Raw genomic sequence first — 17,258 nt, 5'->3', positions numbered from 1 at the left:
GAGCTTCACCAACCCATTCCTTGTCTCTAATTCCATCACAATGTCAAGTGTGTACGAGGCACCTCTTCATGTTCTATCAGTGGCTCAGCATCTTCTGTATCCAGGAATTCCATTTCCTTTAAAAGAAGATAAGTATCGATGTTTCCTGTTTCACAAAACACTTTCCAGGTAAATTCCAACATCTCAGATCCCACCTTTCAATTTGTAAAAAGTTTTCCTCTTACTAAGTAGCTTGACCTTTGTTATGTTGGTTTATGTGATGGAATATTTGACAAATTTTTTCTTAATAATCGTCTTCTTTATAGCCGTAGTCTCTGAGTGAAGTCATTTTGTTTCTCCAATCCTTCACTACTTTTACCCAGATTTCCATGTAAACCCTTGATCCTAACAACGATTCGATATCTTTTCTTGCTCTCTTTCCAATCTCTTTAAGCATCTTTCCTTGTTTTCCAATGATGATACCTTTTTGAGAAGACCGCTCTACAACGACGGTTACGTGGATATCGATCACATCTGATCCTTCTCGCTGTTTCATTTGTTCGGTTACAACAGTTACGGAATGAGGAATTTCTTCTCTCGTTAAATGAAGGACTTTCTCCCTAACAAGTTCAGAAACAATAAACCGTTCTGGATGGTCTGTAACATGGTCACTCGGGTAGTATTGAGGACCTTCTTCCATATAACTAATAACCTGTTCGAGTAAGGTATTCACATTGTTTCCTTGCAAAGCAGAAATAGGAACGACTTCTGCAAATGAATATTTATCTTTATAAAAATCAATCAATGGAAATAGTTCATCTGGATGAACTTGGTCAATTTTATTAATGACTAGGAAAACAGGACTATCAACGTTTTGTAAACGTTCGATGATGTATTGATCTCCTGCTCCATATCCTTCTTCAGCGTTGATCACAAATAGGATAAGATCAACTTCATTCAGCGAGCTCTGGGCCATTTTTATCATAAAATCGCCTAATTTATGCTTAGGTTTATGGATTCCTGGAGTATCGATGAAGACAACTTGTGCATCGTTCGATGTATAAACTCCTTGTACTTTGTTTCGTGTTGTTTGTGCTTTATCACTCATAATGGCGATTTTTTGGCCAATCACGTGGTTCAACAACGTCGATTTACCAACATTTGGCCTGCCGATTATGGAAACAAAGCCAGATTTAAACGCTTCTTTACTCATTTAAGTCCTCCGGTGAAAATGCGCCAGGAAGCAATTCACTGACTGTTAATTCTTGAATTTGTCCATCTAGATTAGTAAGGATCACTTGCATAGCTGGGTCACATAGTTCAGAGATAACCTGTCGACACGCTCCACACGGAGGTACTGGTCGGTTCGTATCTGCAATGACTGCAATCGCGCTATATTTCGTGTGACCTTCTGAATATGCTTTAAATAGAGCGGTTCGTTCAGCACAATTACACATACTGTACGCAGCATTCTCAATGTTACACCCGCCAAATACAGTACCATCTTCTGATAGTAATGCTGCTCCTACTTTGAATTTCGAATATGGCACATATGCCATTTCTCTTGCTTTTCTTGCCTCTTCTATCAACATTTTTTTATCCATGTTTTGTAGCCTCCTTATGACTGTAACAAACGTGTGATTGGTTCAAAAAATAGAAGGAATCCGATTATAACCGAAATAATCGCAAAAAGAAAGACTGCTGCTGCTGATACATCTTTTGCTACCTTAGCTATAGGATGCTCTTCTTCCGTAACCAAATCAACCACTCTTTCGATGCCTGTATTTAGGGCTTCAATACTTAACATGATTCCGATTACACATAGTAGGATACTCATTTTCACTAATGATAAGTTTAGAATGAGTCCCATGATTAGTACGATCATCCCTACGATAAGGTGAAATAGAAAGTTTTGCTCATTTCGAATTAAATAGTTGAACCCTTGTGACGCGTATTTGAAGCTATTCAAAAATCGTGTAAGCCTGGATTTTGAGTTCCTATCGTGTAAGTCCATATTGCTCCAGAATGTCCTTCTGTTTATCAAACATTTCCTTTTCGTCTTCTTCAGTCATATGGTCGTAACCTAGTAGATGAAGAAACCCATGAACAGTAAGGAAGCCTAGCTCTCTTTCGAAACTATGGTTATATTCATTTGCTTGTTCTGAAATTTTCTCTACACAAATCACAATTTCACCGAGTAAGTGAGGGAAATCTTCACCGAAAATAACCGGATCTTCTTCACCGTCATCAAGTGCAAATGAGATAACATCTGTAGCATAATCCTTGCCGCGGTATTCTCGGTTGATCTCAGTAATTCTATCTGCATCAACGAATGTAATGGACAGTTCACTACCCTTTACTTCTTCTTTTTCTGCTGCATAACTAAGTAAATCATTGATCAGCTTAAAATGTTCCTCTGTTATCTTCTTTGTTTCATCAAAAAATTCTATTTCTATGCTCATGATGTCACCTTCTTTTTTATTTCTGTTGGATACTCGATTCTACTATGAAAGATGCCGTTTAAGGTTTCGAGTATCGTTTTGGCTACAATATCGAGCTCCCTCAGTGATAGATCACACTCATCGAATTGTCCATCTTCGAGCCTTTCTGTGATGATCTTCTTAACGAGCGTCTCAATTTTGTCAGGATTCGGCTTCGGCATAGACCTTACAGCAGCCTCAATACAATCTGCGATTCCTACAACAGCAGCTTCCTTTGTTTGTGCTTTAGGACCTGGGTAACGGAAATCTGATTCTGGAATTCCATGGTCTGTATGCTCGAGTGCTTTGTAATAAAAATATTTCAACAAACTTGTACCATGATGTTGTTCAGCGATATCCACGATTTCCTTCGGAAGGCGATGTTTCCTTAACATATCTGCTCCATCCGTAGCATGAGAGATTATGATTGTTTTACTCAACTGCGGAGCAATCTTATCATGTGGATTTTCCATGTTCATTTGGTTTTCAATAAAAAAGTGAGGTCTCTTCGTTTTCCCAATATCGTGATAATACGCTCCAACTCTAGCTAAAAGTCCGTTCGCTCCAATCGCCTCACAAGCAGCTTCAGATAAATTTGCGACCATGACACTATGATGATACGTTCCTGGCGTTTCAACGAGTATTTTTCTTAAAAGAGGATGATTCGGACTTGATAGCTCGATTAACCTGGTAGTCGATACAATTCGAAACCCAGCTTCAAAAAATGGCATCAACCCTAATGTAAGAACAGATGATAGAAACCCGGATAGGAAAGCGAATATCATATGGTATCCGATTTCAACACCACCATATTGACCATTCTTCAACATTAATAATATTGCCACAGATAAAATGTTTATCAATGAAACGAGCAAACCAGCCTTAAGAATATTCGAGCGGAGGTTTCTTCTACCGAGAAAAAACACACCGGACAACGAACTCATGAGTACATAAAAGGAAAGTGAAGCGTTCATAGGTCCAGTAATTTCTCCATTAAAAAACACACCTGCACATACAGCGAACAATAGACTGGAAGCGATTGCAATCTGCTCATTAAACAACATCTTTATAAGCATAGATCCTACAGCCGCTGGTACGATATATGTAATACCAGGAAACTCGACCGTACCGAGTAGACTAGAAAGTTTCAATACGAGCAAGGTACTAAAAAACACTAGTACAATAATTAAAAGATTCGTGTTTTTCGTACGCACCCGATCTTCAATATCTTGAACGAAATAATATAAATAGCCTGTTAGCAACAGGACGAGTAATGCTAAACCGATATATGGGATAGGATCGAAGCCGTCATCTAACAGCCCTGCTAGTCTAAGATTGTCCATCACTTCTCGATTGATGATCATACCTTCTTGAACGATGATCTGACCCTCTCGAATCATAACAGGTTGAACGGATTCAATCGCTTCCTGCCGACTTTGCTCAGTTAATTCAGGGTCTAAAAAATAGTTAGGAACGATTGCCTGTTGAGCAACTGTTATCATAGCTTGTTTTTGATCCTTTGGCAAAGAAGTTAACGATAAGCTCGTTTCAACATCGCTTTGTGCTTGTTCTAGGTTGTCGATCGAAACTTTATCTGTCATTACTTCCATCACTTCAGAAAGCGTAAGTTCCTTAATTAAGCTGATCTGAGTACGTTCTGCTTCTAATAATGGTTTCAGCGTATCATTGCTAATATCTTCAGCCATAGAAGATGATAAAAGTGTTCTTAATTCTGTTAGTTGTTCTGTGACCGTTTTATCGCCTTCTTCAGTCATCTTTACTTTCTCGATTCCTGTGAACAAGTCATTGAGATTGTCTACTTGACCTTGCAGCACTTCATCTCTATAAACATATTTGCCTTCGATTTGAGCGGCTTTGGAACGTGCTTCTTCAGTTGCTTTTCTATTTTCGATCGTAATCGGTGAAGCAATATCATGATTGGCTCTTGAATACAAAGAAATATTTAAAGACTCTGGTATTACATTTGAAAGCATGGTTACGTACATAACGATTGCAGCTACAGCATATAACGACCACTTGGTTATTTGACCACCTTCAAGATGACGGAGATTATGCTGGATAAAGCTCTTAATCCTCGTAAACATCAATTGCTTCACCTCACAGATTTAACCCTTAACACGAATACCCTTCTAATATTTTATCAGAATTCTCTTCAAAAAGGATGAGAATAGACAAAATAAGCACATCAAACAGCTTTTCAAAACAAAAACTACCCAAGCTCTATTTGTGTAGAACTCAGGTAGTTTATGATTACTTATCGGTATGTTCGTACGCGTCAATAATCCTTTGAACGAGAGGATGACGTACAACATCCGTTTGCTGAAGATAGATGAACGAAACATCTTTCACTCGATTCAATATTTTTTCGGCTGCAGCGAGTCCAGACTCTTTGCCTTTTGGTAAGTCGATCTGTGTGATATCACCAGTGATAACCATCTTAGAACCGAACCCTAATCTTGTTAAGAACATTTTCATTTGCTGAGATGTGGTATTCTGAGCTTCGTCTAGAATAACGTAGCTATCATCAAGTGTTCTACCTCTCATATATGCTAACGGGGCAATTTCAATCGTCCCACGTTCAATTAAGCGTGAGGTTTGTTCGACTCCTAACACATCGTGCAAAGCGTCATATAAAGGGCGTAAATAAGGATCGACCTTCTCTTTTAAATCACCCGGCAGGAAGCCTAAGCTCTCCCCAGCTTCCACAGCAGGACGAGTTAACACAATCTTCTTTACTTGATTATATTTTAATGCTGCTACCGCCATTACGACAGCTAGATAGGTTTTCCCTGTACCTGCGGGCCCTATTCCAAATACTAAGTCGTTCTTCTTCATAGCAGACACATAGTGACGTTGCCCTAAAGTTTTGACTTTAATAGGTTTACCTTTTGCGTTCGTAGTGATTTCTTCTTGATAGAGCTCAAGGAGCTGATCGATCATGCCTTGTTGAACAAGTTGACATGCATATACAACATCTCTACCAGAGATGCTAGCTCCTCGTTTAATAAGTGACTGAAGGGTGGACATAACGTCCTTCACCATATCAACAGCCTCTTCGCTGCCTTTTACAGTTATCCCTTCACCACGCGTAACCAGTGAAACCTCTAGTGCTTCTTCGATTATTTTGAGATGCTCATCTCCTGGACCAAATAGAGTCTGAGCTTCGTTAGAATTTTCTAATTGTAATGATAAGTCAACAACTCGTTCTGTCAATAGACCTCAATCTCCTTGAACAATAGGTATATTTTTTCCAATTTCCTCTATCACTTCAAAGTGTATCTTTACGTTTACTTTACCATTCTCTACCTTCTCGTGCAAAATCTTTTCTGTTTTAATTTCAGCATCTTCCGCTGTTTTATCCTTAATGTCTTCACGAGCAACAGTCAGTGCTGCATCAACCGCTTCTTTATTTGTATATGTTCGCTCGACCTCTTTCGTTTCTAACATATGCTTGAATGAGATCGAAATTGGCAATTGCCATTTAAGAAAGCGGAAATTTGTTTCGCGCTCGTTCACTTCGTAATGCTTAAAATCGGGTGCTTTAAATCCCCAAATAGGAATATTGAACCCATAAACTCGTAAAGAATAATTCGTTTTGCTCTCACCCGTGTGCGTCACAAATGAAGAGTTTAGTGGAATATCAACAGATGAGACGTACCATGTTCTACCGTAAACTTTTCCTCTAGCAGGAACGAGTTGGCTTTTTTCTTCTTTCCCAATAAACCCTGATATTAATAACTGACCTGGTTTTACATATGCATTTTCCTTCACTTTAGCTTGACCCTCTTCAACGTACATTTTCGTAATCACAGCTTTCTTTTTTGCAACGATATGTCTAGGATCTGCGGCAGGCTCTTTTTCAGGAAGTTGTTTCTGAACAACCTGAAAATGATATGAGGTTCCATTTCGTTTAACACCGATCCATGTCACTTCTTTCAAACTTTCTGAGAGCTCCTGCTGGATTTCCTGGTTGGTAGGAAGCTGGAAAATGAACTTCCCTTTTTTGATACCAAGTTCATACGCAGCTTTTCTAAGCTTGTGCTCTACTTCAGGTGATGCACCATTAACGGAGATTGCCCAGACCATATTGGATAAAATCAAGATCAATAAAATAGAACCGATTACTCCAGCAAGAAACCCTCTAGATGTAACAATTCTTTGAACCATAAACGGAAATCCTTTTCGCTCATGGATTCTAACCTTACATCTCGTCCTTTTTAAATGTGGTCTTATCCTCCTAATATCAGAAATATATAAGGATAATACGATTGTTTGTTCATCTATGCGTTTGATATTCCAGATGGGAATGCCGTATTCGATACAGCGGTTAATAAACAATTCAGTATAACTTCCCACGACTTTAATCCGAACGTATCCTGAAAAGAGTTCTCGAATATATTCTTTCATCATTGACCCCCTGTATTCAGTTCGGGTCTTGAAAGCCCCTACAAGTCTTCAGGTCTCTCAAGGTAGGAAACGTGTTCGATTTTTCCCTCGAGCAAAATTTCCTCTGGCAGTATCGTTTTTAGCATGAAGTCTTTTCCTTTTATCAACAACTGACCCTGTTTTAGGAGGAGTCGTACTTCTTCATTAGAAAATTTTAATACACCCTGGTGGTTTTCTATGTAAATATGAAGCTGTCCCACCATTGTGATACGCGGTAAGTCCATGACTGCATCTGCAGGAAGCTTTAATCTACTCGTTAACCATCCCTTTAGGCCATGCCTCCATTTTGCCATGGATACTCCCCCTTTCATCTCATCTTTATGATATTCAAAGCCAAACTATCACTTTTTCATCAAAGTACTCTAAACCATTTTCCATACAAAAAAGCCGCCGAGTTTTTCTCGACGGCTTAATAAGATGAATGAGACCTATATATTACCTTCTGGAATTCTTCATCTTCATCATTGAAGGATGCGGGTTTTTTGACCGTGGAGGTCCGAGGATCTCTGACCAGATAACCCCTTTCTTAACATCCTTCTTCTTTATAGAAATTCCACCAAACTCACGGTGCTTTGAAGAATTTGGCTTATACACCTTAAGTTCTTCAGACGCATTATCTCTAGATGAGATACGTTCTAAAGCCTCTTCGTAAGCATCATACTGCTCCGGTTTTAAATCAAAGCTCTGCTCTGAAGAGTTGTCCTCGTATGAATAGGGATTCTCCTGATTTGGCCCTATGCTTCGTCTAGGACCAGAAGGAGGCTTTGTTTCCTCTTCCTCCGAGCCCATTCGCTTGAAGAAACTTAAGATCCCTCCGATTGCAATAATTACGAAAACGATGTTATTTAACAGTAATTCAATAATACCCTCCAACATCGTCACCTCCATCTGCTGAGAGGATTATTAACGATCATCCTCATCTTCTTCTTGATCTGATTTTCCAATCATATCGCGCATATCAGTATCGGCTTCAATGTTTTTTAGGTTCATATAATCCATTACACCAATATTCCCTGAACGCAGTGCCTCTGCCATAGCCATTGGTACTTCGGCTTCAGCTTCCACAACTTTCGCTCTCATTTCTTCAACTCTTGCTCTCATCTCTTGCTCTTGAGCAACAGCCATCGCACGGCGCTCTTCTGCCTTCGCTTGTGCAATATTCTTGTCTGCTTCTGCCTGATCAGTTTGAAGTACAGCTCCAATGTTTTTACCGATATCGATATCTGCAATATCGATCGACAAAATTTCAAATGCTGTTCCTGCATCCAAACCTTTTGATAGAACGGTTTGAGAAATCATATCTGGATTTTCCAGTACCTTCTTATGATCGTGAGAAGAACCGATTGTACTTACGATCCCTTCTCCAACCCTAGCAATAACAGTCTCTTCACCAGCACCACCCACAAGGCGGTCGATGTTTGCACGTACTGTAATTCTTGCTTTCGCTTTTACTTCGATCCCATCCATCGCAACACCAGCGATAAACGGAGTTTCGATAACTTTTGGATTAACACTCATTTGAACTGCATCAAGCACATCACGACCTGCAAGGTCAATTGCTGCACAACGCTCGAAGCTAAGTTCGATGTTAGCACGGTGGGCAGCGATCAACGCGTTTACAACTCGGTCAACGTTACCACCCGCTAAGTAATGACTCTCTAATTGGTTCGTACTCAGATCAAGACCTGCTTTAACAGCCTTGATAAGAGGGTTAATAACACGTGATGGAATAACACGTCTTAATCTCATTCCTACAAGATTAAAAATACTTACCCTTACACCAGCTGCGAGAGCTGAAATCCATAGCATTACCGGTACAAATGTGAATAAGATCGCAAGACCAATAATCACAAGACCGACTATAATGATCAAACCTAATGAACCTGTATCCATTGTTTTCCTCCCTATAATTCCTTTTTATTTGTTAACGGTTCGAACAACAATGCGCGATCCGTTGACTTTCGTAATCGTAATAGTGGTACCTACTGGTATATAATCACCTTCTGTAACAACGTCCAATCGTTCATCACCGAAATCTGCTATTCCAGCAGGCCGTAATGGCGTCACCGTAGTACCTTCATTTCCAATCAGCTCATTTCGAGAGACGTTCGATACATACCCTTGCTCTGACTTGGTAGAATCAGATAGAACAATCTTTTTGAAAAAACCTCGATAGCCAAATAATTTGATAAAGAGGTAAGAGCCGCCGATTGTTATTGCCACTGCTAACAGAACTGCAATCAATACATACTGTAATGACTGACCTGAGCCAAGCACGATGCTCCCCACAATTCCTAATGCTCCCAATACACCGAATATACCAAAGCCCGGCATAAAGATTTCCACAAGAATTAGGACGATACCAGTTATTAACAACAAGATAGATTCCCACCCTGCAAAACCGGCTATCATATGTCCAAAAAAGAATAGCAATAGTGCACCTGCACCCATGAATCCAGGGATCCCAAAACCTGGAGAATAGAGCTCCAATACGAGACCTAAACTCCCAATAGAAAGTAAGATGGGTATGATGATTGGATTTGTAACGAACCTAGCTATCTTTTCAGCTATGGTGACTTCAGCATCCATCATTTTTGCATCAGAAAGATTAAGTATTTGCACTAACTCTGTCCTGTCCTCAGCAGTACCTTCGGAGTACCCCACTTCACTAGCTTCCACATCATTAAGGGTCAATAATTCCCCTTTTGGTGCGTTGTACTTAGGTAGATCAACGTCTGGATCAGCCATTGCAAGCGCGATTTCTGGGTCACGATCGTTCAATTCAGCTGCTGATTTCATCGCTGCATGCCAAAACGACTCAGCTTTCTTACCAGCAGTATTACCTGATTGATCGATTATAGCCGCTGATCCTATCAATGCACCTGGCTCCATTATGATTTGATCTGTATTGAGAGCTATATAAGCACCGGCAGATAAAGCTCTATCAGCGATATACGCAGTGATCGGTACGTCTGTTGCTTTGATTATTTCACCAATATTATCCGCAGCGTTTACTGCACCACCAGGCGTATCTATTTCTAGAACAATATGGTCTGCACCAGCTTCTTCAGCATCCTCGATCGATCGCTTCAAAAATGCCTCTAGACCACGTTCAACTTCCTGCTCAACAGGTATAAAATAAACGACCTGTCCTTCTCCTTGCCCGTTTGCACTTTGTCCAAAGAACGAGAATCCAATAGCCATTAAGACCGCGATGATTCCCATTAGCTTGATGGCGTCATTTCTGATGTCAATCCCTCCTTTCAAGCTTTCTATATATACGGATCAACTCACAAACAGGTTTCAAAAATGTATGTAATTTACTATAAGTATGACAAATTGAATAAGGAAAAGCTAGCAAGAATTGTGACACAATACATAAAAACACGCCCTGCTTACACAGGGCGTGATTTAGCTTGATCATATTTATGATAAGTTCTTTTGTACAAGGCGATTTACAAGTCCGCCGTCCGCTTTGCCTTTTACTTTAGGCATAAGCGCACCCATTACCTTACCCATTTCCTGTTTGGAAGTAGCACCAGTTTCTGCAATCACTTGCTGAACTAGTGTTTCGACTTCCTCTTCAGACAATTGTTTCGGCAGGTAGGCAGTTAAAATCGACAGCTCTTCATCGAGATTCTGCACAAGATCACTTCGACCAGCTTTGTCAAATTCTTGGAGGGAGTCTTTGCGTTGCTTAACTTCGCGAGTGAGAACGGTAAGTTCTTCCTCTTCCGTCAGGTCATGACCCAATTTAATGGACTCATTCTGAAGTGAAGATTTCACCATACGAATAACAGATAGTTTCTGCTTTTCCTTGTTCTTCATCGCTACTTTCATATCTGCTGTTAAACGGTCATTTAGACTCACTGACCTAACACCCTCTCTTAGAACTTACGCTTTTTCCTTGCTGCCTCAGATTTCTTTTTACGCTTTACACTTGGCTTTTCATAGTGCTTGCGCTTCTTAACTTCAGCCAAAGTGCCTTCTTTAGAAACCGTTCTCTTGAAGCGACGCAGAGCATCATCGATCGACTCGTTCTTACGCACGCGAGTTTCCGCCATCTCTATCCCTCCCTCCAAAACATACACAATCATAACACATGACTTTCTAACAAAGACATGTCACCTGCAATTATAATACATGCCGAACGGTTTATCAACATTTCTTTATTTGATTTTTTTATGTTGATAAAAAACAAGCATGTGTTCCCGGTCCTGTCCATACACTTTCTATGGAGAGGAGATGGCGAGATATGAGTCCCTACGTGGCATCGTTTATCGTTTTTATCAGTATCTTTCTATTTGGTATGGCGATTCTTCGCATCGGCCTCCAAACGTTTTCTCAAGCTAAGGTTGAGAGATTGTTAACCTCGATGACAGCAACTCCTTTTCGAGGTCTCATCATGGGGATGCTCGTGACTGCCCTCATCCAGAGCAGTTCAGCTGTCATGGTTATAACTGTAGGGCTGATCGCCACAAAGCTGTTAACATTTAGACAATCAATCGGTATTATACTCGGTGCTAACATCGGTACTACGATTACAACAGAACTAATGACATTGAATCCTGATCAGTTTACGATACCTTTATTGATTGTAGGCTTCATCTTCTTACAGATTAGAAAACAAATCCTTTTTAGTATCGGAACAGTTTTGTTTGGACTAGGATGTATCTTTGTCTCGATGCACGGGCTTGAAGCAATGTCCATTCCGCTATCATCTTTATCTTTTTTCGATCACATTATTAACGAAACGAACACGAGTTTACTCTACGGGATAGGAATTGGAACGATCCTTACTGCGCTTATTCAATCGAGCTCAGCTACGACTGGAATTACAATGAGCTTCATCAATCAAGATTTGCTCACACTTCCTTCTGCAATCGCGATTCTATATGGAGCTAACATTGGCACATGTGTAACTGCATGGCTCGCAAGTATCGGAAGTTCGAGAGAAGCTAAATTATCAGCTTATGCACACATTTGGATCAATGTTCTTGGTGTATTGTTGTTTTATCCTTTAATCGACGTGTTCAGTAGAATGGTGGAATACGTTACCACATTACCAGATGTGCAACTCGCTCACGTCTCAATCATATTCAATGTGTTTTCATCCCTGCTTTTCTTACCTTTAGCCGGCATCCTTGCTACTATGATTGAACGCCTACATGGCGGCAAGGCAATATAAAAAACCAACCCCTAGGGGTTGGTTTTTTAGTTACTCTTAATAATCTGTGTCAGCAGTTTCGCCTTGTACGATTTTTACTCCTGCGCTTGCACCGATACGAGTAGCTCCAGCATCGATCATTGCTTGTGCTCCTGCAAGGTCACGTACGCCACCTGAAGCTTTAACGCCGATTTCAGGTCCAACAGTTTCTCTCATAAGCTTAATATCTTCAGGAGTTGCACCACCAGTAGAGAATCCAGTAGAAGTTTTCACGTAATCTGTTCCAGCTTTAACAGCTAGTTCACAAGCACGCTTCTTCTCTTCGTCAGTTAGAAGGCACGTTTCGATGATAACTTTTACAAGTGCTTTGCCTTTTGCTGCTTCTACAACTGCGTTGATGTCGTTAACGATATAGTCATCGTTACCCGCTTTTAACTCAGCGATATTGATTACCATATCCACTTCAGTTGCACCTTTTTCGATCGCATCTTTCGTTTCAAATGCTTTTGTTTCTGTAGTCGTAGCTCCAAGAGGGAAACCGATTACTGTACATACTTTCGCTTCTGCACCCTTAAGCATGTCAGCTGCTAATGTAATCCATGTAGGGTTTACACATACAGATGCAAAATTAAACTCTCTTGCTTCTTGACAAAGCTTTTCTACTTGCTCACGAGTAGTATCAGGTTTAAGTGCAGTGTGATCGATCATGTTTGCTAGTTCTTGGTTCATTTCATATCATCCTTCCAAATCTTATGTATGCCGAAACTTAAGGAGTTCGGCAGTCCTTAATTTATAATGATGCAACAGCTGAAGCTGGTTCCTCTTCGTTCATCACTCTAACAAACTGTCCTTCGTTATAAGGATATCCAGCTTTCGTGATCTTTACTTTAACGATCTTACCAATCATTTCTTCAGAAGCTTCAACAATTACCTTCATATAGTTAGCAGTATACCCTACATATAAGTTAGATTCAGGTGAATCTTTGAATTTTTCTTCGGGAATTACTTCCAGTACTTCACCTTCATATTGAGAAGCATATTCTTTTGCAAGCTGATTCGAAAGCTCAATTAATTGATGAACACGTTTATTCTTCACTTCTTCATCAACCTGATCATCCATTCTTGCAGCAGGTGTTCCTGTACGTTTAGAAAATGGGAAAACGTGCAGTTCTGAGAATTTGTGTTTCGAAATAAAATCATATGTTTCCTTAAACTCTTCGTCAGTTTCACCAGGGAAGCCAACGATCACATCAGACGTAATCGCGAGTCCAGGTAGAGCCTTTTTCAAACGTTCAAGACGTTCTCCGAACATTTCCATCGAATATTTTCTTCTCATTCTTTGAAGAACCGTATTCGATCCAGACTGAAGTGGAATATGGAGGTGTGGCACAACTTTGTCCGAAGCATTCAATACTTCTATAACTTCGTCAGTAACTTGGCTAGCTTCGATAGAAGAGATCCTTATACGCTTCAAACCATCCACTTTTGCGTCCAAATCACGTAAAAGTTGAGCAAAGTTGTAATCTTTAAGGTCTTCTCCATATCCTGCTGTATGGATGCCTGTAAGAACGATCTCCTTGTATCCAGCTTGAACAAGCTGTTGCGCCTGTTCGATAACTGCTTCTGGTTCTCTAGAGCGTAAGAGGCCTCTAGCCCATGGGATTATACAGAACGTACAGAAATTATTACAACCTTCTTGAATCTTCAAGGATGCACGAGTCCTGTCAGTAAAGGCAGGTACCTCTAGTTCTTCATATACTCGAGCCTTCATAATATTGCTTACGCCGTTTACAGGCTCTCTTTCTCGTTTATATTGTTCGATATAATCGAGCATTTTAACTCTGTCTTGTGTACCAACTACAACGTCTACCCCTGGTATAGCCATTATTTCTGCAGGGGACGTTTGTGCGTAGCAGCCCGTAACACAGATGACTGCATCTGGGTTCTTTCTGATCGCACGCCTAATAACCTGGCGACTCTTCTTGTCACCAGTATTCGTAACCGTACACGTATTGATTACATATACGTCCGAAGCATGATCGAACTCGACTCTTTCATAGTCTTGTTCTTTAAATAACTGCCATATCGCTTCCGTTTCATAATGATTAACTTTACAACCTAATGTATGGAAAGCAACTGAAGGCATAGGATCACCTCATTAATTCAAAATGATATGAGATTGCTGCAAGTACATATAAAGCAGCCGTCTCAGTTCGCAAAATTCGTGGACCCAGACCACAGGAAGTAAAACCTGACTCTTCAAGTTTTCTTACTTCATTGTCTGAGAGACCACCCTCAGGACCAAATACAACTAGGAAACGGTCATTCTCATTCGCTTGTTGAAGCGTTTGAGCAAGTTTTGAAGATTCTCCAGCTTTTGCTTCTTCTTCAAAAGCAATGATCTTATGGTCATAAGACTCGCTTAATGCGATAAGCTGTGAGAGCGTACAAGGCTCATCGATTGCGGGAATCGTCGTTCGGTGAGATTGTTCAGCGGCTTCTTTTGCAATCTTATTTAACCTTTGTAGTTTTTTGTCGCTTTTTTGCTTATCCCATTTTACAATAGAACGCTCTGCTTTAAAAGGAACAAACTGATCTGCTCCAAGCTCTGTGCCTTTTTGGATGACCAACTCCAGTTTATCCCCTTTTGGTAAACCTTGAACGATGGTCACACATAGAGGCAGTTGCTTGTCTTCATCTAACCATCGAACAGGCTTTGCTAACACCTGGCCCTGTTCCACACTTGTTAATTCGCATACAGCTGATTGTCCAGAAGAAGAACAAACGATGATTTCATCGCCCGCCTCCATCCTCATGACTTTAGCTATATGCTTGACATCTTCACCGTCTATCTTAATCGTCTCATCATTTATGGTAGCATCTGGAATGAAATATCTTTGCATTGAATTCCCTACTCGACGGGCTTTCTAGCTATGAAAGCAACCCAGTCTTCCATTTGGAGAGTTTCCTCTATTACAAGACCTTGTTCCATAATCGACTGCTTAACTTCTTGCTTTTTCGCGGTAATAATACCTGAAGTAATGAACGCTCCACCAGGCTTAAGTACTCTCGCTACATCATCAGTAAAACGCACTATGATTTCCGATAGAAGGTTTGCAACGACCACGTCATACGTATCCTCTACATTATCAAGTAAGTTGTTCTGTCTGACATCTATCTTATTATGAATCTTATTAAGTTTTGCGTTTAAGTACGCACTCTTAACAGCGATATCATCAAGATCTAACGCCTCAACAGTCTCAGCTCCGAGGCTTGCAGCGGCAATACTTAATACTCCAGAGCCAGTTCCAACATCAATCACCTTTTGACCAGGTTCGATAATCCTTTCAAGCGCTTGAACGCACATGACAGTAGTCGGATGAGTTCCTGTACCAAACGCCATTCCTGGATCAAGTTCAATAATGATCTCATCTGTATTAACCGGCGTGTACTCTTCCCAAGTTGGAGTGATGGTTATTCGCTCAGATATTTTGACTGGCTTATAGTATTTCTTCCAAGCTGTTGCCCACTCTTCTTCGTTTACTTCACTAATCTGAACTGTGTTTCGTCCAAGGTCGATATCATACACAAGCAACCCATTGATCGCTTCCTTTATTTGTTCAACGGTTTCACCAAGAAAACTATTCACAGGTAAGTATGCTTTAAGAACAACCCCTTCTTCAGGGTAATCATCTGGATTAAGCTGGTAGACTTCTCCGAACGAGGTATCCCAAACTTTAACAAGGTCCATAGGGTCTTCTATAACCACCCCACTTGCACCGGCTTCATGCAATATATTCGATATTGCTTCTATCGCTTCATTTGTTGTATGAATGCTAATCTCAGACCATTTCATTCATTTCCACTCCTCTTTGGATCCTTTTTTCTCGGAAAGGAAACAGGCAGGTCTAATCACTAGACCTGCTTCCTGTTACCAGCTTTCTCCTTTGTTATTCCCCTTTAAACGCTTTTTTCACTTTAGCGAAAAAATTCTCATGCTGTTCCTCAGGTACTTGCCCAGATATCTCACCAAATTCACGTAAAAGTTCTTTCTGGCGATCAGTTAAATGTTTCGGAGTTACAACTTGGATCTTCACGTGTTGATCACCTTGACCGTAACCACGTACATTTTGTATCCCTTTGCCCTTTAATCTGAAGTTTGTGCCGCTTTGCGTTCCAGCTGGAACTTTCAGCATGACTTTACCATGAAGGGTTGGTACTTCAATTTCATCGCCAAGACCAGCTTGAGCAAATGTAATCGGCATTTCACAATGCACGTCGTCTCCGTTTCTCTCATAAAACTCATGCGGCTTAACATAGACGACAACGAAAAGATCTCCTGGAGGTCCACCGTTAACGCCTTCTTCACCTTTTCCAGTGATTCGAATCTGTTGACCCTCGTCAATTCCAGCAGGCATCTTAACATGAATTTTCTTCTTAACTTCAACTTTACCTTTTCCACGGCATGTTTTACATTTGTCTTTAACAAGTTTGCCTGTACCTTCACAGTGATGGCATACTCTTCGGTTTACAACACGACCAAATGGTGTGTTCTGCTCCACGTTAAGCTGACCATTACCTCCACAGTGGTGGCACGTCTCAGGTGTAGTTCCAGGCTTAGCACCCGAACCTTCACATGTAGAACAATCTTCTTCTTTTGGAATATAAATATCCGTTTCTTTTCCGAAAGCCGCTTCTTCAAAAGTAAGTGTCATCGCATATTGGAGATCAGCACCTTGTCTCGGTGCGTTTGGATTTCTTCGACCTCCGCCGCCAAAGAACATATCGAAAATATCACCAAAGCCGCCAAAGTCGCCACCTGCGCCTCCAAATCCTTGGTTAGGATCAGTATGACCAAATTGATCGTATTGTGCCTTTTTCTGCGGATCCTTCAGCACTTCATATGCTTCAGTTATTTCCTTAAACTTTTCATCTGCCCCCGGTTCCTGGTTGATATCCGGGTGGTATTGTTTAGCAAGCTTTCGATAAGCTTTTTTCATCTCAGCTTCTGAGGCATCTTTGCTTACGCCAAGCACCTCATAATAGTCTCGTTTACTCATCGTATCCACTCCCGATTCTCTTCACATAACCTTTATCTTACCATTGATTTATTACGAACTGCAATACTATATTGCAAGACCCGCAGGCCGGCATCGTCATATTAA

Annotated in this window: 20 protein-coding genes; 1 reads left to right on the top strand and 19 read right to left on the bottom strand. The window is 40.6% G+C overall.

The genetic code is table 11. The annotated features are described in order from the left end of the window. Positions 1 to 35: 35 nt before the first annotated feature. From ACXADT_RS10535 to rpsU, 14 genes are all read right to left on the bottom strand, one after another. A complete protein-coding gene (locus tag ACXADT_RS10535) occupies positions 36 to 182 on the bottom strand; it encodes a YqzL family protein (RefSeq protein ID WP_474811065.1) in 147 nt (48 codons plus the stop codon). Positions 183 to 283: 101 nt separating this feature from the next. Beyond that, a complete protein-coding gene (gene era / locus ACXADT_RS10530) occupies positions 284 to 1,192 on the bottom strand; it encodes a GTPase Era (RefSeq protein WP_270179324.1) in 909 nt (302 codons plus the stop codon). Beyond that, positions 1,185 to 1,583: a cytidine deaminase gene (locus ACXADT_RS10525; RefSeq protein WP_474811062.1), complete on the bottom strand. Its 399-nt coding sequence runs from the start codon at positions 1,581 to 1,583 to the stop codon at positions 1,185 to 1,187. The genes era and ACXADT_RS10525 overlap by 8 nt, the downstream gene beginning before the upstream one ends. A gap of 14 nt (positions 1,584 to 1,597) precedes the next feature. Further along, positions 1,598 to 1,948, bottom strand: coding sequence for a diacylglycerol kinase family protein (locus tag ACXADT_RS10520; RefSeq protein WP_270179326.1), 351 nt, complete (start codon positions 1,946 to 1,948; stop codon positions 1,598 to 1,600). Positions 1,949 to 1,976: 28 nt separating this feature from the next. Then, on the bottom strand, positions 1,977 to 2,441 hold the full coding sequence (ybeY, locus tag ACXADT_RS10515) for an rRNA maturation RNase YbeY (protein WP_474835256.1): 465 nt from the start codon (positions 2,439 to 2,441) through the stop codon (positions 1,977 to 1,979). Continuing rightward, complete coding sequence (locus ACXADT_RS10510) at positions 2,438 to 4,564, bottom strand: HD family phosphohydrolase (RefSeq protein WP_474835258.1); 2,127 nt, start codon at positions 4,562 to 4,564, stop codon at positions 2,438 to 2,440. The genes ybeY and ACXADT_RS10510 overlap by 4 nt, the downstream gene beginning before the upstream one ends. A 166-nt stretch (positions 4,565 to 4,730) precedes the next feature. Then, on the bottom strand, positions 4,731 to 5,693 hold the full coding sequence (locus ACXADT_RS10505) for a PhoH family protein (protein ID WP_474835260.1): 963 nt from the start codon (positions 5,691 to 5,693) through the stop codon (positions 4,731 to 4,733). 6 nt (positions 5,694 to 5,699) lie between these two features. Further along, the gene (yqfD, locus tag ACXADT_RS10500) at positions 5,700 to 6,887 is read right to left on the bottom strand and encodes a sporulation protein YqfD (RefSeq protein ID WP_474835262.1); all 1,188 of its coding nucleotides are present in this window, start codon (positions 6,885 to 6,887) and stop codon (positions 5,700 to 5,702) included. Positions 6,888 to 6,925: 38 nt separating this feature from the next. After that, positions 6,926 to 7,219, bottom strand: a complete 294-nt coding sequence (yqfC, locus tag ACXADT_RS10495) for a sporulation protein YqfC (protein ID WP_270179330.1) — start codon at positions 7,217 to 7,219, stop codon at positions 6,926 to 6,928. 142 nt (positions 7,220 to 7,361) lie between these two features. After that, complete coding sequence (locus tag ACXADT_RS10490; RefSeq protein ID WP_270179331.1) at positions 7,362 to 7,802, bottom strand: hypothetical protein; 441 nt, start codon at positions 7,800 to 7,802, stop codon at positions 7,362 to 7,364. Positions 7,803 to 7,829: 27 nt separating this feature from the next. Further along, positions 7,830 to 8,819, bottom strand: a complete 990-nt coding sequence (floA, locus tag ACXADT_RS10485) for a flotillin-like protein FloA (RefSeq protein ID WP_270179332.1) — start codon at positions 8,817 to 8,819, stop codon at positions 7,830 to 7,832. A 24-nt stretch (positions 8,820 to 8,843) separates the two neighbouring features. Further along, positions 8,844 to 10,151, bottom strand: coding sequence for an NfeD family protein (locus tag ACXADT_RS10480; protein WP_474835264.1), 1,308 nt, complete (start codon positions 10,149 to 10,151; stop codon positions 8,844 to 8,846). Positions 10,152 to 10,352: 201 nt separating this feature from the next. Next, the gene (locus ACXADT_RS10475) at positions 10,353 to 10,796 is read right to left on the bottom strand and encodes a GatB/YqeY domain-containing protein (RefSeq protein WP_270179334.1); all 444 of its coding nucleotides are present in this window, start codon (positions 10,794 to 10,796) and stop codon (positions 10,353 to 10,355) included. 17 nt (positions 10,797 to 10,813) lie between these two features. Further along, on the bottom strand, positions 10,814 to 10,990 hold the full coding sequence (rpsU, locus tag ACXADT_RS10470) for a 30S ribosomal protein S21 (protein WP_224593651.1): 177 nt from the start codon (positions 10,988 to 10,990) through the stop codon (positions 10,814 to 10,816). Between the two features lie 191 nt (positions 10,991 to 11,181). On the opposite strand from rpsU, the gene ACXADT_RS10465 reads away from it, so the two are divergent. Continuing rightward, positions 11,182 to 12,114 (top strand): Na/Pi symporter, encoded by a 933-nt coding sequence (locus ACXADT_RS10465; RefSeq protein WP_474835266.1) that lies wholly within the window; start codon positions 11,182 to 11,184, stop codon positions 12,112 to 12,114. A 36-nt stretch (positions 12,115 to 12,150) separates the two neighbouring features. Here the strand turns inward: ACXADT_RS10465 and deoC are convergent, their stop codons facing one another. The 5 genes from deoC to dnaJ all read right to left on the bottom strand — a co-directional run bounded on the left by deoC (position 12,151) and on the right by dnaJ (position 17,153). Then, a complete protein-coding gene (deoC, locus tag ACXADT_RS10460; protein ID WP_270179336.1) occupies positions 12,151 to 12,822 on the bottom strand; it encodes a deoxyribose-phosphate aldolase in 672 nt (223 codons plus the stop codon). Between the two features lie 61 nt (positions 12,823 to 12,883). Continuing rightward, entirely contained in the window at positions 12,884 to 14,239 is a 1,356-nt protein-coding gene (gene mtaB, locus ACXADT_RS10455) for a tRNA (N(6)-L-threonylcarbamoyladenosine(37)-C(2))-methylthiotransferase MtaB (protein WP_474811048.1), read from the bottom strand. Positions 14,240 to 14,243: 4 nt separating this feature from the next. Next, positions 14,244 to 14,996: a 16S rRNA (uracil(1498)-N(3))-methyltransferase gene (locus tag ACXADT_RS10450; protein ID WP_474835268.1), complete on the bottom strand. Its 753-nt coding sequence runs from the start codon at positions 14,994 to 14,996 to the stop codon at positions 14,244 to 14,246. A gap of 8 nt (positions 14,997 to 15,004) precedes the next feature. Next, a complete protein-coding gene (prmA, locus tag ACXADT_RS10445) occupies positions 15,005 to 15,949 on the bottom strand; it encodes a 50S ribosomal protein L11 methyltransferase (protein ID WP_270179339.1) in 945 nt (314 codons plus the stop codon). Positions 15,950 to 16,043: 94 nt separating this feature from the next. Further along, complete coding sequence (gene dnaJ / locus ACXADT_RS10440; RefSeq protein WP_474811044.1) at positions 16,044 to 17,153, bottom strand: molecular chaperone DnaJ; 1,110 nt, start codon at positions 17,151 to 17,153, stop codon at positions 16,044 to 16,046. Positions 17,154 to 17,258: the final 105 nt, after the last annotated feature.

It is taken from the genome of Anaerobacillus sp. ABR4_321 (assembly GCF_056158505.1).
This window is presented reverse-complemented; position numbering and strand designations above follow the sequence as displayed.

Excerpts from the sequence above, each read along its gene's own strand:
- ACXADT_RS10465 (WP_474835266.1), top strand. The coding sequence starts at position 11,182 with ATGAGTCCCTACGTGGCATCGTTTATCGTTTTTATCAGTATCTTTCTA.
- era (WP_270179324.1), bottom strand. The coding sequence starts at position 1,192 with ATGAGTAAAGAAGCGTTTAAATCTGGCTTTGTTTCCATAATCGGCAGG.
- ACXADT_RS10510 (WP_474835258.1), bottom strand. The coding sequence starts at position 4,564 with ATGTTTACGAGGATTAAGAGCTTTATCCAGCATAATCTCCGTCATCTT.
- ACXADT_RS10480 (WP_474835264.1), bottom strand. The coding sequence starts at position 10,151 with ATGGGAATCATCGCGGTCTTAATGGCTATTGGATTCTCGTTCTTTGGA.
- floA (WP_270179332.1), bottom strand. The coding sequence starts at position 8,819 with ATGGATACAGGTTCATTAGGTTTGATCATTATAGTCGGTCTTGTGATT.
- yqfC (WP_270179330.1), bottom strand. The coding sequence starts at position 7,219 with ATGGCAAAATGGAGGCATGGCCTAAAGGGATGGTTAACGAGTAGATTA.
- mtaB (WP_474811048.1), bottom strand. The coding sequence starts at position 14,239 with ATGCCTTCAGTTGCTTTCCATACATTAGGTTGTAAAGTTAATCATTAT.
- prmA (WP_270179339.1), bottom strand. The coding sequence starts at position 15,949 with ATGAAATGGTCTGAGATTAGCATTCATACAACAAATGAAGCGATAGAA.
- ACXADT_RS10535 (WP_474811065.1), bottom strand. The coding sequence starts at position 182 with ATGTTGGAATTTACCTGGAAAGTGTTTTGTGAAACAGGAAACATCGAT.
- ACXADT_RS10450 (WP_474835268.1), bottom strand. The coding sequence starts at position 14,996 with ATGCAAAGATATTTCATTCCAGATGCTACCATAAATGATGAGACGATT.
- ACXADT_RS10490 (WP_270179331.1), bottom strand. The coding sequence starts at position 7,802 with ATGTTGGAGGGTATTATTGAATTACTGTTAAATAACATCGTTTTCGTA.
- dnaJ (WP_474811044.1), bottom strand. The coding sequence starts at position 17,153 with ATGAGTAAACGAGACTATTATGAGGTGCTTGGCGTAAGCAAAGATGCC.
- ACXADT_RS10525 (WP_474811062.1), bottom strand. The coding sequence starts at position 1,583 with ATGGATAAAAAAATGTTGATAGAAGAGGCAAGAAAAGCAAGAGAAATG.
- yqfD (WP_474835262.1), bottom strand. The coding sequence starts at position 6,887 with ATGAAAGAATATATTCGAGAACTCTTTTCAGGATACGTTCGGATTAAA.
- ybeY (WP_474835256.1), bottom strand. The coding sequence starts at position 2,441 with ATGAGCATAGAAATAGAATTTTTTGATGAAACAAAGAAGATAACAGAG.
- deoC (WP_270179336.1), bottom strand. The coding sequence starts at position 12,822 with ATGAACCAAGAACTAGCAAACATGATCGATCACACTGCACTTAAACCT.
- rpsU (WP_224593651.1), bottom strand. The coding sequence starts at position 10,990 with ATGGCGGAAACTCGCGTGCGTAAGAACGAGTCGATCGATGATGCTCTG.